Annotated in this window: 14 protein-coding genes; 11 read left to right on the top strand and 3 right to left on the bottom strand. The window is 39.5% G+C overall.

Annotated elements, in window-relative coordinates; all coding sequences use genetic code 11:
• The first annotated feature begins 20 nt into the window (after nucleotides 1–20).
• From IAE20_RS08015 to IAE20_RS08000, 4 genes are all read left to right on the top strand, one after another.
• Nucleotides 21–689, top strand: a complete 669-nt coding sequence (locus IAE20_RS08015) for a 3-oxoacid CoA-transferase subunit A (RefSeq protein ID WP_200461628.1) — start codon at nucleotides 21–23, stop codon at nucleotides 687–689.
• Nucleotides 689–1,339 carry a 3-oxoacid CoA-transferase subunit B gene (locus tag IAE20_RS08010; RefSeq protein ID WP_200481846.1) on the top strand — a complete coding sequence of 217 codons (651 nt, stop codon included), beginning with the start codon at nucleotides 689–691 and terminating at the stop codon, nucleotides 1,337–1,339. The genes IAE20_RS08015 and IAE20_RS08010 overlap by 1 nt, the downstream gene beginning before the upstream one ends.
• A gap of 99 nt (nucleotides 1,340–1,438) precedes the next feature.
• The gene (locus IAE20_RS08005) at nucleotides 1,439–2,707 is read left to right on the top strand and encodes a DcaP family trimeric outer membrane transporter (protein WP_200481847.1); all 1,269 of its coding nucleotides are present in this window, start codon (nucleotides 1,439–1,441) and stop codon (nucleotides 2,705–2,707) included.
• Between the two features lie 19 nt (nucleotides 2,708–2,726).
• A complete protein-coding gene (locus IAE20_RS08000; protein WP_200481848.1) occupies nucleotides 2,727–3,953 on the top strand; it encodes an MFS transporter in 1,227 nt (408 codons plus the stop codon).
• Between the two features lie 12 nt (nucleotides 3,954–3,965).
• On the opposite strand, the gene IAE20_RS07995 is transcribed toward IAE20_RS08000, so the two are convergent.
• Nucleotides 3,966–4,397 carry a PaaI family thioesterase gene (locus IAE20_RS07995; RefSeq protein WP_200461624.1) on the bottom strand — a complete coding sequence of 144 codons (432 nt, stop codon included), beginning with the start codon at nucleotides 4,395–4,397 and terminating at the stop codon, nucleotides 3,966–3,968.
• A 332-nt stretch (nucleotides 4,398–4,729) separates the two neighbouring features.
• Between IAE20_RS07995 and IAE20_RS07990 the strand changes: the two genes are divergently transcribed.
• Genes IAE20_RS07990 through IAE20_RS07975 form a run of 4 tightly spaced genes read left to right on the top strand, consistent with a single transcriptional unit; the run spans nucleotide 4,730 to nucleotide 9,102 of the window.
• Nucleotides 4,730–6,532: an acyl-CoA dehydrogenase C-terminal domain-containing protein gene (locus IAE20_RS07990; RefSeq protein ID WP_200461623.1), complete on the top strand. Its 1,803-nt coding sequence runs from the start codon at nucleotides 4,730–4,732 to the stop codon at nucleotides 6,530–6,532.
• A gap of 56 nt (nucleotides 6,533–6,588) precedes the next feature.
• Nucleotides 6,589–7,377: a 2-(1,2-epoxy-1,2-dihydrophenyl)acetyl-CoA isomerase PaaG gene (gene paaG / locus IAE20_RS07985; protein WP_200461622.1), complete on the top strand. Its 789-nt coding sequence runs from the start codon at nucleotides 6,589–6,591 to the stop codon at nucleotides 7,375–7,377.
• Between the two features lie 46 nt (nucleotides 7,378–7,423).
• Nucleotides 7,424–8,182 carry a class II aldolase/adducin family protein gene (locus IAE20_RS07980; protein ID WP_200461621.1) on the top strand — a complete coding sequence of 253 codons (759 nt, stop codon included), beginning with the start codon at nucleotides 7,424–7,426 and terminating at the stop codon, nucleotides 8,180–8,182.
• Nucleotides 8,179–9,102 (top strand): 2-hydroxyacid dehydrogenase, encoded by a 924-nt coding sequence (locus IAE20_RS07975; protein WP_200461620.1) that lies wholly within the window; start codon nucleotides 8,179–8,181, stop codon nucleotides 9,100–9,102. Before IAE20_RS07980 ends, IAE20_RS07975 begins: the two co-directional genes overlap by 4 nt.
• Before the next feature lie 77 nt (nucleotides 9,103–9,179).
• Here the strand turns inward: IAE20_RS07975 and IAE20_RS07970 are convergent, their stop codons facing one another.
• Nucleotides 9,180–10,073 carry a LysR family transcriptional regulator gene (locus tag IAE20_RS07970; protein WP_200481849.1) on the bottom strand — a complete coding sequence of 298 codons (894 nt, stop codon included), beginning with the start codon at nucleotides 10,071–10,073 and terminating at the stop codon, nucleotides 9,180–9,182.
• Nucleotides 10,074–10,191: 118 nt separating this feature from the next.
• On the opposite strand from IAE20_RS07970, the gene IAE20_RS07965 reads away from it, so the two are divergent.
• A complete protein-coding gene (locus tag IAE20_RS07965; protein WP_200461618.1) occupies nucleotides 10,192–11,388 on the top strand; it encodes a YbfB/YjiJ family MFS transporter in 1,197 nt (398 codons plus the stop codon).
• Between the two features lie 377 nt (nucleotides 11,389–11,765).
• On the opposite strand, the gene pcaU is transcribed toward IAE20_RS07965, so the two are convergent.
• The gene (pcaU, locus tag IAE20_RS07960; protein WP_200461617.1) at nucleotides 11,766–12,590 is read right to left on the bottom strand and encodes an IclR family transcriptional regulator PcaU; all 825 of its coding nucleotides are present in this window, start codon (nucleotides 12,588–12,590) and stop codon (nucleotides 11,766–11,768) included.
• Nucleotides 12,591–12,887: 297 nt separating this feature from the next.
• Between pcaU and IAE20_RS07955 the strand changes: the two genes are divergently transcribed.
• On the top strand, nucleotides 12,888–13,574 hold the full coding sequence (locus tag IAE20_RS07955; RefSeq protein ID WP_200461973.1) for a 3-oxoacid CoA-transferase subunit A: 687 nt from the start codon (nucleotides 12,888–12,890) through the stop codon (nucleotides 13,572–13,574).
• A 10-nt stretch (nucleotides 13,575–13,584) separates the two neighbouring features.
• Nucleotides 13,585–14,232 carry a 3-oxoadipate CoA-transferase subunit B CatJ gene (gene catJ / locus IAE20_RS07950; protein ID WP_200481850.1) on the top strand — a complete coding sequence of 216 codons (648 nt, stop codon included), beginning with the start codon at nucleotides 13,585–13,587 and terminating at the stop codon, nucleotides 14,230–14,232.
• The last annotated feature ends 6 nt before the right edge of the window (nucleotides 14,233–14,238 follow it).

The raw sequence follows: 14,238 nt of genomic DNA, 5'->3' as shown, positions 1-14,238 counted from the left end.
AGGACAAAGGTATAAATCGCATGGTAAATAAAATCACGACTAATATCGAGTCAGTTCTGCGCAGTATTCCAGATGGTTCAACCATCATGGTCAGTGGTTTTGGTGTCACAGGGCAGCCTGCTGAACTTATTGAAGCCATGATTGATTGTGGGCCAAAAGAACTTACAGTCATTAATAACAATGCTGCTTCGGGCGATCATGGTTTAACCAAACTGTTACTTTCTGGTCTGGTAAAAAAAATGATCTGTTCCTTTCCAAAGTCAGCAGGTTCTACCATTTTTCAGGATTTATATCGTGCTGGAAAAATTGAATTAGAACTGGTACCTCAAGGCAACCTTGCCTGTCGTATTCAAGCTGCGGGTGCAGGTTTAGGGGCAATTTTTACCCCAACAGGCTACGGCACCAAAATCGCTGAAGGAAAAGAAACCCGTAATATTAATGGCAAGAATTATGTACTCGAATATCCGCTTGAAGCTGATTTTGCCTTGATTTATGCCGATAAAGCCGATCGATGGGGCAATTTAACCTATCGAAAAGCAGCACGAAACTTTGGCCCTATTATGGCGAAAGCTGCTAAAACCAGCATAGTACAGGTACATGATGTGGTTGAGTTGGGAAGTCTTGATCCTGAATGCATTATTACACCAGGAATATTTGTGCAACATGTTGTGAAAGTGGGAGATATCTGATGACCATTCAAAAGAGAAGTCGCGAAGAAATTGCCGCTGTAATTGCTCAAGATATTCCTGATGGTTCATATGTCAATTTAGGCATTGGTTTACCAACCAATGTGGCCAAATATTTACCAAAGGACAAGGAAATCTTTTTACACTCTGAAAATGGCGTATTGGCTTTCGGCCCACCACCCGTAGCAGGTGAAGAAGATCCTGATTTGGTTAATGCAGGCAAAGAGCTGGTGACTTTATTACCTGGTGGTTGCTTTATGCATCATGGAGATTCCTTTGACATCATGCGTGGTGGACATTTGGATATTTGTGTTCTCGGTGCATTTCAGGTTGCTGTAAATGGTGATTTGGCGAATTGGCATACAGGTAAGGAAGATGACGTTCCTGCGGTAGGAGGTGCAATGGACCTTGCGGTTGGTGCAAAACGTATCTTTGTTTATATGGAACATACCACCAAAAAGGGTGAGGCCAAAATTGTCAATCAACTGACCTATCCTATTACAGGTGAGCAATGCGTGGATCGTATCTATACCGATTTGTGCATTATTGAGCTTAAAAATGGTCAAGCGCATGTCATTGAAATGGTGGACGGTCTGAATTTTGATGAACTTCAGGCAGTCACCGCATGCCCACTGATCGATGCTCGTATTTAAATTTTAATTTCTTTTTTAATTTAACCTGTATATGGCAATCGGATTTAACAGGGGCATATACAGGTGAATCTATCTAACAGATATCTTTAAGGAATAAAGATGAAAAAACTTATGTTGGCTGTAGCCTGCGCTACGGCTTCAGGGGCGCTTTTTGCAAATTCTACCGATACGACTGAACAACGTATTAATGCGCTGGAAAATGAATTGCAGCGATTAAAAGCAGAATTGAATGCGCAAAAAAATACGCAACAAGATTTACAAGTCAAACAGCAAAAAATTGAAGAAAATACCGAAAAATTAAAAACCTCTACCTGGACAGATAACGTCGATTTTTATGGCATTTTACGTATGGATGCCGCAGTTGATTTTAAATCTGCACCGACAGCACGTGGACGTACTTCAGGTAAAATTAACGCCGCGCCATATGACGCAAACAACCACACACGCTCAGATGTATCTATTGCTGCAACTCGGTTTGGTGTCAATATCAAAAATTTGGGAGGAAATGACAAAGTTCAAGCCAAACTTGAGGGTGATTTCTGGGCCAATGGAGGTAAGGGCGAGGGTGCATTCCGTGTCCGTCATGCCTACGTGACTTTTGACAATTGGTTATTTGGTCAGACATGGTCACTTATGTCAAATATGGAAACTGCTACTGAATCGGTTGACTTCACTCAGTTGTTAGGTATTTCCTACACTCGTTTGCCGCAAATTCGTTATGAATGGAAATTTAATCCGCAGCATACCTTGGATGTTGCCGCAGAATATACCAGTGATCGTACTTCGGCATTGCCATCATTAACCGCCAAGTATCTTTATAAACAAGACGGACTATTAGCTTTGGCCCAAGGTTTCGTGAATGAAAAAGAGGCTGAAATTGATAATGATCAACTGAAAAAGACCAGTTGGGGCGTTGGAGCAGGATTTAAATATCGTTTTAATCCTAAGCAAAGTGTACAAGCCAATTATTTCCATATCAAAGGTGACCAGAAATTTGTGCCTTATAGCACCCAAGGTTCAACTTCTGATGGCAGTGCATGGGGCGGCGATTATTCAGTAAATACGGATCAATCATCTTTACTGTTAAGCGAGTATGATACATTCACATTGGGGTATTCACATCGATTTAATGAATCTTGGCGTAGCAGTATTGCCGCATCTATTTTTAATTATGATGATGATAATGCCTATGCCAAAGCCAATCCAACGGCAAATAAACGTTTAACTGATTATGTTATCAATGCCTTTTATACCCCTACTAACAATGTAGATTTAGGTCTTGAATATCATCATGGTAAACGTGAAAGTTTTGATGATAAAGAAGCAGATATTTCACGTATCAACTTCGTTTCAATGTATAAGTTCTAATATCAGTATTTGAGAAAAAATGTCTAAAATAATTCCATCCAGTACAGAACATATGGATATGTCTAAAGGTCTGGTGTTTATACTGGCAATGACTTGCGGTATTTGTGCTGGGTCGAATTATTATAATCAACCGTTGATTTATTCGATTGCGCAGGCATTGGGTGTCAATCCTGATCAAGCTGCACTGGTGATTGTGATTGGGCAGCTTTCCTATGCAATAGGTTTATTTATATTAGTTCCTTTAGGCGATTTATTTGAAAAACGTTCTTATATTGTTTTACTAATGTCCTGTACAGGTTTGGCTCAGATAGGTCTTTCCTTTAGCCCAAATCTGAGCGCACTTTATAGTTTAACTTTTCTTTCCACGTTTTTTTCAGTTTCAACTCAGGTTTTAGTTCCCTTTGCGGCTGGATTAGTTACCCCACAAAAAAGTCCGCAAGTCGTAGGTTCACTCATGAGTGGACTGTTTATGGGAATTTTGTTGGCACGATCCATCGCTGGACTTTTATCAACTATTTGGTCTTGGCATGCCGTTTATGTATTGAGTGGTTTTATTATTCTGACTTTTGCCTGTATTGTCTGGTTTAAGTTACCCATTGCTAAAAAAACAGCCCCTTTAAAAGTCTGGCAAATTTATGCTTCTTTATTTACTTTGGCTGTAGAACAACCTCATTTAATTCGTCGTGGTCTAGTTGGGGGGATTGGCTTTGGAATATTAGCACTCATCTTTACCACGATGACTTTTTTACTCGCCAATGCTCCCTATCATTTTAATGATTTCCAGATTGGATTATTTGGTATTGTGGGCTTAGCAGGCGTATTTGCAACACCTTGGGCTGGTAAAAAAATTGCACATCAGCAAGAAAATATCACCGCGCTCATTAGCCTGACTCTTTTAGTTTTGGCTTGGTTTCCCTTGTTTTTTGCCCAAAAGTTTTTAGTGTTATATGCCTTTGGCGTGATTTTAGCTTATTTCGGATTGTCGGCACTGCATGTACTCAATCAAAATCTAGTCTATCGGATTTCGGCTCAAGCGCGTTCGCGTATTAATTCTATTTATATGACGTTTTATTTTGGTGGAGCCGCTTTAGGATCATTTATTGCGGTTTATACATGGAAGCATTATGGGTGGATCGCATGTGCCTGTATTGGTTTATGTATGGCGATGATTAGCTTTATGATTGATCGTTATGATTTTTATAAAATGCGCCAGCCTCATAAAAGTGGATTAAGCAATCAAGCTTAATCCGGTGATTGATTAACGACGAATAATCATGAATGTTGCTGAGGCAAAAGCATAAATTTTCCCATTATCATCGACAATTTTGCCTTCGGTGGTAATGATATTACGACCAGCATTAATCAGTTCGCCATGTGCATAGTAAGCAGTATCTATCTGCATCGGGCGAATCATTTTGACATTTAAATCAATCGTACCGTAACCCACATTTGCATGCAGTACCGAATGTGCAGCACCCCCTGTTGCTGTATCTAATGCAGTGGCACAAAAACCGCCATGTACGCCCCCTTGCACATTTAAGTGGGTTTTATTAGGTGTTACTTTATAAGTTACTTTGCCTTCTGAGGCTTCAATAAGCTGCATAGGCAGAGTTTGGGCCATGGGTGACGAAGAAACTTCGCCATTTTTAAGAGAATTTAAGAATTCTAAGCCTGTTTGAGGTGCTTGCATGGTTCATCCTTGCTATAAAACATGGAAAATACCTTACTATAAAAATCATATTTTCGGAATATTATTTTGCATAACAAAAATTGAACCATAAATAGTAAAAGCAGGTGGTTTTGCAGATTTTATATATAATTAATTGTATTTTATACATTAATTTTAATAAATTTATTTTTATAAAAAATCATATTAATTTATAACGGTAATAAAAATTAAATTTTGCAGAAATAAATTTTGCAATATGAAATTTTTTTAGATATTTTTAGTAAATGAGGAAATGAATTTCAAGAAACTTAAAACATGCTTTTAAGTTAAACAGAGAATTAAGGAAATAGGATATGCCTGCATATAAAGCTCCCATACGCGATATACAATTTGTTATGCATGAAGTATTTGATGCGGAACAAAATTATCAAGGATTTCCAGAATATGCGGATCAACTGACGCGCGATGTACTTGATCAATATTTAGAGGCGACAGCAGATTTTTGTGAAAATGAATTGGCGCCACTAAATCAGTCAGGTGACCAAGAAGGTTGTCATCTAAACCAAGGCGTCGTTACCACGCCTAAAGGCTTTAAACAAGCACATCAAAAATATGCTGAACTAGGTTTTACATCGTTAACCGCAGATTCAGCATACGGTGGACAGGGTTTACCTACTTCTTTACGCATTGCATTATCTGAAATGTTATACGGCTCAAACTGGGCATGGTCGATGTATCAGGGGCTGTCTCACGGAGCAATGCGTACACTGGAACATCATGGAACTGACCAGCAAAAACAGCAGTTCTTACCGAAGTTGATTGCGGGAACATGGATGGGAACCATGTGTTTAACTGAATCCCATGCGGGTTCTGATTTAGGTTTAATCCGAACTAAAGCGGAACCACAGGCCGATGGAAGTTATGCGATTACTGGCGAAAAAATCTTTATTTCAGCTGGGGAGCATGATCTGGCCGAAAACATTGTGCATATCGTATTGGCACGTTTACCCCAAGCACCCGCAGGAACAAAAGGGATTTCCTTGTTTATTGTGCCAAAGTTTAATGTCGATGAATCTGGCAATATTCAGGATCGCAATCAAGTGGTCTGTAGCGCGATTGAACATAAAATGGGGATTCATGGCAATGCCACCTGTGTAATGAATTTTGATGCAGCCAAAGGTTATTTGATTGGCCCTGAAAACCGCGGTTTAAATTGTATGTTTACCTTTATGAATACAGCACGTATTGGTACAGCCGTACAAGGGGTAGCTGCCTCACAAATGGCGTTTCAGGGCGCATTAAACTATGCTAAAGACCGTTTGGCCATGCGTGCTCTGGGTAGTGCAAAATTTCCAGAGAAAAATGCCGATCCGATTATTGTGCATCCTGCGGTTCGTAGCATGTTAATGACACAAAAAGCGTTTGCAGAAGGTGGTCGTGCACTGGTGTATTTTTTAGCCCAACATGCCGATATCATTGAGCATTCATACGACTCTCAAGCTAAACAATTTTCTGATGAGCTTCTTGCGTTTCTTACCCCAATTGCCAAAGCATTCTTGACCGAAACAGGCAATGAGTCCGCCAAACATGGTGTGCAAATTTTTGGTGGGCACGGTTTTATTGTGGAGCATGGCATGGAACAGATTGTCCGTGATGCTCGTATCTCGAGCTTATATGAAGGAACGACTGAAATTCAATCCTTAGATTTGCTCGCGCGTAAAGTACTAAAGTCTGAAAATAAATTGCTAAAAAATATGATTGATTTAATTGAAAAATTTATCAGTGAAAATCAGACAAATTCAGTTTTAAAATCATATGTGGATCAGTTATCTCAGTTAAAAACTGAATGGTTGGATCTCACTCAGCACATTGCAGAAAAAGCAAACAATCATCCAGACGAAATTGGCGCAGCATCTGTCGACTATCTTTATTACTCAAGCTATATCGTTTTCGCTTATTTGTGGGCACGTATGGCAAAAATTGCGCAACAAAAATTAGAGGATGGCACAACCGAACATAAGTTTTACCAGGCTAAACTCAGAACAGCCCAGTTTTTTTATGACAAGTTATTAAATCGGACTCAACAGCATGCAGCCTCCATTAAATCAGGGGCCGAATCTGTCATGGCGCTAGATGCAGAAGATTTTGCTTTTTAAAGATAAAGGGATATAGAGAGGGTGAAAAACCATCTTTTAAACTGTAAGGATTTGATATGGATTTTCAATATATATTGACGCATGTTGAACGCAGAATTGCATATTTAACATTGAATCGACCTGAAGTCTTAAATAGTTTTAATGAACAAATGCATCAGGAAGTTGCTTTTATTCTGGATCACTGGCAACAATCTGAGCAAATTAAAGTGATCGTTATCACCGGTATGGGGAAAGGTTTTTGTGCGGGGCAGGATTTATCAGCGCGAAAACCTGAAATGATTGAACATCCAGACTACGATGCTGGCGCTTCTCTTGAGAAATACTATAATCCGCTTATTTTAAAAATTGCTCAGATGCCTAAAGTCGTGATTGCTGCGGTGAATGGCGTAGCAGCTGGTGCTGGAGCCAATATTGCATTGGCATGCGATGTCGTGGTGGCCAAACAATCTGCTTCATTTATTCAGTCATTTTCTAAAGTGGGTTTAATTCCTGATGCAGGTGGAACATGGATATTACCTCGTTTAGTTGGTCATGCCAGAGCAAAAGCGCTGACTTTTCTTGGAAATAAATTACCCGCTGATAAGGCATTACAATGGGGCATGATTTGGGAGGTGTATCCAGATGATGAATTCCAGAATCAAGTAAATGCCTTGGCTGAAACTTTGGCCTTACAGCCATCTTCATCGGTCAGACTAATTAAAAAAGCATTGAATCTGTCAGGACAAAACTCGCTTGAACAACAACTAAATCTTGAGCGAGACTTGCAAAAAGAAGCGGGAAAATCGACAAATTATCGAGAAGGTGTTCAAGCGTTTATGCAAAAACGTTCAGCCAATTTTGATTAGATAATCACGATTTTATTCATGATAAATACAGAAAAAGGATGCTGTGATGTCAAGTTTACAACAACAGGTTTCAGCAACTGAATGGGCTGCCAGATGTCAATTGGCGGCGTTATATCGGTTGATTGCTTATTATCGTATGACAGACTTAATTGACACGCATATTAGCTTACGTGTTCCTGACGAAGATGGTCATTTTTTAATTAATCAATATGGCATTCCTTTTGAAAAAATGACGGCATCTCATTTGGTCAAGATTGATTATGACGGCAATATTGTTGCTACTCATGATCAGGGAAAAATGGTCAATGTAGCAGGGTTTGTGATTCATTCTGCTATTCATTCAGCACGACAGGATTTACATTGTGTAATTCATACACACACAGCTGATGGAATTGCCGTGTCAGCTCAAAAACAGGGATTGTTGCCTATCTCGCAACATGCATTGAAATTTTATAACAAAATCAGTTATCACGATTATGAAGGGGTTGCTTTATTGACAGAAGAACGTGAACGTTTAATACAGGATTTTGGACAAAATCGGGTAATGATTTTACGCAATCATGGTTTGTTGGCTGCTGGAGATAATGTTCAACGGGCTTTTCATGAAATTTACTTCTTGGAACGTGCCTGTCAGGCACAAATTAAAGCACTTGCCGGTGGCTGTGAATTAAATATTCCAAGCCAACGAGTCTGTGAACATACAACTGCACAATTTGAGTCCAAAGCCATTGAACGTATTATCTCAAATGCGTGGAATGCAGCGTTGTCCTTGATTGAGGGACAAAAAGAGGAATATTGCTCATGATCATCATCGCAACGACTGTCCCTAAAGTACAAAAATGGCTTGAAGATGCATTGGCCGAATACGCACCACAAGATGCTTATTGTTTAGCGCATAGTGAACAAGCCCAGCAGGCAACTACAGCTATTTCATGGTTTCCAGATCTGGATTATCTTGAAACTTTACCCAATCTTAAACTGATCCATTCAATGGCGGCTGGCGTTGAACACTTAAATTTAAAACGCATTGGTGAGCGTTATGCGGTTTGTCGTGTTGTAGATGAACATCATCAAAAAGGTATGTACGATTATTTGCAATGGTGTGTCTTGTATTATCAACGTTTTTTTGATGTCTTGATCGCGCAACAACAGCAGCAACGCTGGAAGCAACCTCCGCAAAAATCCAGTTCAGAGGTCAAAATCGGAATTATGGGTTTAGGACAAATGGGCGGCTTTATGGCTGAAAAATTTGCCCAACTGGGATATCAGGTTTCAGGTTGGTCAAGAAGCTTAAAGCAGATACAAGGCGTAACTTGCTACGCGGGTAATGAACAAAAAAAGGATTTTCTTGCAAACAGTGAAATTTTGATTAATCTATTACCTTTGACTGAAGATAATTTTGGCATATTAAATGCTGAATTATTTCAACAACTTCCTCGCGCTGCTTGTATTATAAATTGTGGCCGTGGACAACATTTAAATGAACAGGATTTACTAGAAGCACTCAATTCTGAACAACTACGAGGTGCTATTTTAGATGTGTTTACAAAAGAACCGTTAGCTCAGGATCATCCTTTCTGGCAGCATTCTAAAGTTTTGGTTACGCCCCACGTCGCTTCACATGCACCGTGGTCGGCAGTTATTGGACAAATCATTGAAAATGACAATCGTGTGCAGCAAGGGCGGTCATTGGTCAATCAAGTCAATGTCGTAAAAGGGTATTAAGATTTGCTTTGAATCGAAGGAAAGATGAAGGTTGCATTCAACTTTCATCTTTTATTTAAAACGACTATTTAAAAATATTAAACAACGTCTAAGGTTTTAGGCTGCTCTAAAACATCCGTTACTTGTTCAATAAAGTGTCTGAGATTACCACTCCAACTTTGTGGTTTGTTGGCGATTAGATACGTATTAATTTTACCAATTTGATCATCAATCTCAAAAAATTGTAGTTCATCTTTATAAGATGATTTTTCAATATAAGAACGTGGCAATATTGCATAACCCATGCCCAAATGCACACAGCTTAAGATTGCATCCAGATTTCCCATCTCAGTCAGTTGTGAAGGCGGCAAGTCATAGCGTTGTAAAAAAGATTCAATACATTTTCGATAAAAACAGCCCTGACGAATTGCAAGGAATGGAGTATTTAACAATACTCTCTTGTCTGGAAATTTATTTATTTCCGTGGGGCAAATTAACACCAAATGTTCCGTCCAAACATGCACATTATAAAAGTCAGGCAATGCTTGTGAACTGGCAATAAAAGCACAATCGAGCTCACCCGCATAAACGCGGTCAATCAGCTCACGTGTTGTGCCAGTATTTAGATGCAATCGTAATTTAGGTAATTGCAAAACGATCGATTTAAATAATTGGGGCAGACGCGTTGCTGCGGTGGTTTCCATGCTGCCAATTTTTAATGGAATGTCATGGCATAAAACTTGATTTGAAAAGTGAAATTTAGCTTGTTGATGCAGCGCAACCATTTGTTCTGCATAATAATATAATTGCTGGCCTGCACTGGTCGGGCGAATGGGAGATTGACGTGACAGCAATTCACAATTTAATTCATCTTCGAGCTTTTTTATATGATTAGTAATATTGGATTGGACGGTATGCATCTGAATCGCTGCATGAGAAAAACTGCCACATTCCAGTACTTTTAAAAAAATTTCCAAGGATTTTAACTGCATTGCTGTGGTCTCAAAAAGTAGGCCCATCTCAAAATAAGATACCAACTATCAGTATAAATCATTTTACCAGATACAAATAACACGATTTAATCAATTAAGTTTAAACAGGATTCAACGTATGCAAAATACTTCCAGATTATTTTGGGTGGCCTTTTTGTCAACCTGTCTGGGAATCGGGTTATTTAGATTTTCCTATACTTCTTTAATGCCGCTTTTGGTTGAACAAAAATGGTTTACTGCAACATTTGCAAGTTATTTAAGCAGTGCAAATTTATTGGGTTATCTGCTGGGCGCCCTATTGGCACATCCTGTTTCCAGATATATTCAGCCTAGAATATTGATTATTGTTAGCGCATTTTTAGGTGCTTTTAGTCTTATATTGTGTGCAATACAGGGCTTGCCTGATGCTTTATACATTATCTTTCGGGTGTTCTCAGGAATCGCAGGTAGTACTTTGATGGTACTTGCACCTAGTTATGCATTGAAACGAGTGGTAATCGAATTACGTCCCAAGCTGAGTATGATCGCTTTTAGTGGAATAGGCGCAGGGGTTGTAATTTCAACATTTATTGTCCCTTATGCAGCACATATTAATGTCGGGTTAGGTTGGTTATTTCTAGGAATTTTAAGCCTTTTCTGTAGTGTCGTAATTTTAATTGGATTACGCCATCAACCTGAGCTAATTGAAACAGCACATGCTTATGAATCCATTATTATTAAATCAGACAAACGAATTCTAGCAGCCACTTTTATTACTGTTGCATATGCTCTAAGTGCGATTGCTTATATTCCACATAGCCTTTTTTGGATTGATTTTATACAACATGAATTACATCAAAGTGTTCAATTTGCCAATCAACAATGGGCCTTTTATGGAATAGGATCCATGTTAGGAGCTGTGTTTGCTTTTTATTGTGTTAAATATTGGCAACTTACAGGGGCGTTATGGCGTTGTTATTTACTTTATAGTCTGGCAATTTTTATCCCAGTCTATTTTCATACTTTTTATAGTCTGGCTGTTTCCTCTTTTTTAACGGGTTTGTTAAATCCAGCTGTGGTTTCACTGAGTTCAAGTGCTTTATTAACAATATTAGGTACTCAAAATCATCAATATGCCTGGAGTATAGCCACTGCTGCCTTTGCAACAGCACAACTTTTGGGTGGCGTTGTCATGAGTTTTTTACATACTCATGGCAGTTATTACACACATTTATTTTTCCTTGGTGCCGTTATTATGGTGGTTGCTTTGGCTTGTAGCTTGTGTTTTTACACGATTCAAAAATCACATTTGAATGGGTTAAGAGGGGAAGGTTAATGCATTATGTTTTTGGGGTTTTACGTATCCTTATGATATTGATGATAAGCATGATTATTCTTCTGGGTTTATCAACATGGGATAACTTTTTTAGTCCTGAATATTTGAACGAGTCTAGAGAGCATTTCTTACAATAAAATTCAAATATATGAATCAATATTGAATCTTCATTCAAGACTAAATCGTCATATAAAATGAAGATTCACATAAACTATCTAAATACTATTCAGTGTTTGAATTTTAAAGAATGATGCATATTAACGCAGTACTGAATTTATTTAATAAATTTGTGGCTATTTTCTCACCAATAGAGCCTATTTCGTATTTTTTGAAAAATACAAAGGTTCGATGATCGAACAGGAAGTTTAAAATTTAAATTATAAAATATTGCGTAACTCTCTGGCTGTTTCCTGTAGCAAGGGCAAGATATGCTGAATTAAATATTCCTTTGTCGTTCGCATGGTGGGAGACACAATATTAAGTGCAGCTACAACACGAGATTGTTGTCCGTAAATAGGCACTGCCAAGGCATGTACACCAAGCTCATGTTCCTCACTTGAATAACACCAGCCTTGTTCTTTAATTTCTGCTAAAAGTTTTAAAAAATCAGCATTATTTGTATAAGTGTATTTAGTCAGGCGTTGCAAGGGATGTTGCGATAACCACTCTTCTTGCTCATGGTCATCCAGATAGGCCAAAAGGATTTTACCTGCGGATGTCGCATGGGCTGGTAAACGGTTTCCCAAATGAAGCCCATAAGGATTTACACGGTCTGTTTGCTGATGTGCTGCACTTCTGGCAATAGTAATCGCTTCGTAGCCGTCTAGCACCATGACTGAATAAATAAGAGAGGTTTGTGTTGTCAACAAATTAAGTAATGGTTGGGAAATTTTGGGAAGATGAGCACCACCAAGATAAGATCCTGAGAATTTTAATATTTTTGGAGTAAGATAAAAATAATGGCCATCTGATTCGAGGTAACCAAGATATTCTAAAGTTAATAAATGGCGGCGTGCAGCCGCCCGAGTCATTCCTGTTTTTTCGGCGGCCATGGTAATATTTAGACGATGACGATCTGTACCAAAACTATCTAAAATCGCCATGCCTTTACCAATACCAGCAACAAAATCTTCATGGCGAATCGTTTTTTTGTTACTGGCATTGTGAAGAATCTTTTCTTCTTTGACTGTTTTATGATCCATATTTGCTAACATTTCCATTGCTTCATACGTTTGTCATATTGACAGCAATACTATAACGCTAAATTAGAATAACCGAACTATGTTTTGTTCGATCATCGAACAAATTATTCATACATCGAACAAAACCTACCAAACTACTCTGGAACTCAAACAAAAAATTATAAAAAATGATCAGACAAGGGAATCCTACTGAATGACTAAGGAATAGTATTTGAATTTGCATGAAATGTTCTTCCTTAGCCATATCCTAGTTTTCCACCTTTCTAATTTTGCTTGATGCACAATGGAGTTATCTAAATGATAGATAAAAGTGCAGCGACCCTACCGGAAGCGCTTTCCCAGATTAAAGACGGTGCCACCATTTTAATTGGTGGTTTTGGCACAGCAGGCCAACCCGCTGAACTAATTGACGGTTTAATTGAACTCGGACTTAAAGATCTCACCATTGTCAGCAACAATGCCGGCAATGCTGACTATGGTCTTGCCAAATTACTTAAAACGGGCGCAGTCAAAAAAATCATCTGTTCTTTCCCACGTCAAGCCGACTCTTATGTCTTCGACGAACTGTATCGTGCGGGTAAAATCGAACTGGAAATTGTGCCACAGGGCAATCTGGCGTGCCGTATGCAAGCCGCAGGCATGGGACTTGGACCGATCTATACCCCCACCGGTTTTGGCACCTTACTGGCAACCGGAAAACCTACTTTAAGCTACGAAGGCAAAGACTACGTTCTGGAAAATCCAATCAAAGCTGACTTTGCCCTGATTAAAGCCCACAAAGGCGATCGCTGGGGCAATCTGGTCTATCGTAAATCTGCACGTAACTTTGGCCCCATTATGGCCATGGCCGCAGATGTGACCATTGCTCAAGTCAGTGAAGTGGTCGAACTGGGTGAACTTGATCCCGAAGTGATCGTAACGCCAGGGATTTTTGTCCAACACGTGGTACAGGTACAACCTGCACCAGCACCCACTGCCGCATAAGGAAATCGACATGAGTTATCAAAAACTAAGCCGTGACCAGATTGCACAGCGTGTGGCACAGGATATTCCAGAAGGCGCATATGTCAATTTAGGTATTGGTTTACCCACTAAAATTGCCAGCTACCTGCCGGCTGACAAAGACGTCTTCCTCCATTCAGAAAATGGTTTATTGGCCTTTGGCCCGCCTCCTGCAAAAGGTGAAGAAGATTCAGAGCTGATCAATGCCGGGAAAGAATACGTAACCATGCTTAAAGGCGGTTGTTTCTTTCATCATGGCGACTCCTTTGCCATGATGCGTGGTGGACATCTCGACATTTGCGTACTCGGTGCCTTCCAGATTGCTGCCAATGGCGACCTTGCCAATTGGCATACCGGCGCAGCTGATGCGATTCCATCGGTTGGTGGCGCGATGGACTTGGCCGTAGGCGCTAAAAAAGTCTTTGTCACCACCGATCACGTGACCAAAAAAGGCGAACCGAAGATCGTAGCGGAACTGACTTATCCAGCCACAGGACAAAAATGCGTTGATCGGATCTACACCGACCTGTGCGTGATCGATGTTACCCCTGAAGGCCTTAAAGTGACTGAAAAAGTTGCAGGTTTAAGCTTTGAAGAATTGCAACGCTTAACGGGCGCAACCTTGATTGATGCAACTTAAGGAGAG

This window comes from Acinetobacter sp. S54 (assembly GCF_016624945.1).
Lineage (GTDB): Bacteria > Pseudomonadota > Gammaproteobacteria > Pseudomonadales > Moraxellaceae > Acinetobacter.
This window is presented reverse-complemented; position numbering and strand designations above follow the sequence as displayed.

What these genes read in the sequence shown, in the direction of transcription:
- IAE20_RS08015 (WP_200461628.1), top strand. Translation starts at nt 21, where the DNA reads ATGGTAAATAAAATCACGACTAATATCGAGTCAGTTCTGCGCAGTATT.
- IAE20_RS08010 (WP_200481846.1), top strand. Translation starts at nt 689, where the DNA reads ATGACCATTCAAAAGAGAAGTCGCGAAGAAATTGCCGCTGTAATTGCT.
- IAE20_RS08005 (WP_200481847.1), top strand. Translation starts at nt 1,439, where the DNA reads ATGAAAAAACTTATGTTGGCTGTAGCCTGCGCTACGGCTTCAGGGGCG.
- IAE20_RS08000 (WP_200481848.1), top strand. Translation starts at nt 2,727, where the DNA reads ATGTCTAAAATAATTCCATCCAGTACAGAACATATGGATATGTCTAAA.
- IAE20_RS07995 (WP_200461624.1), bottom strand. Translation starts at nt 4,397, where the DNA reads ATGCAAGCACCTCAAACAGGCTTAGAATTCTTAAATTCTCTTAAAAAT.
- IAE20_RS07990 (WP_200461623.1), top strand. Translation starts at nt 4,730, where the DNA reads ATGCCTGCATATAAAGCTCCCATACGCGATATACAATTTGTTATGCAT.
- paaG (WP_200461622.1), top strand. Translation starts at nt 6,589, where the DNA reads ATGGATTTTCAATATATATTGACGCATGTTGAACGCAGAATTGCATAT.
- IAE20_RS07980 (WP_200461621.1), top strand. Translation starts at nt 7,424, where the DNA reads ATGTCAAGTTTACAACAACAGGTTTCAGCAACTGAATGGGCTGCCAGA.
- IAE20_RS07975 (WP_200461620.1), top strand. Translation starts at nt 8,179, where the DNA reads ATGATCATCATCGCAACGACTGTCCCTAAAGTACAAAAATGGCTTGAA.
- IAE20_RS07970 (WP_200481849.1), bottom strand. Translation starts at nt 10,073, where the DNA reads ATGCAGTTAAAATCCTTGGAAATTTTTTTAAAAGTACTGGAATGTGGC.
- IAE20_RS07965 (WP_200461618.1), top strand. Translation starts at nt 10,192, where the DNA reads ATGCAAAATACTTCCAGATTATTTTGGGTGGCCTTTTTGTCAACCTGT.
- pcaU (WP_200461617.1), bottom strand. Translation starts at nt 12,590, where the DNA reads ATGGATCATAAAACAGTCAAAGAAGAAAAGATTCTTCACAATGCCAGT.
- IAE20_RS07955 (WP_200461973.1), top strand. Translation starts at nt 12,888, where the DNA reads ATGATAGATAAAAGTGCAGCGACCCTACCGGAAGCGCTTTCCCAGATT.
- catJ (WP_200481850.1), top strand. Translation starts at nt 13,585, where the DNA reads ATGAGTTATCAAAAACTAAGCCGTGACCAGATTGCACAGCGTGTGGCA.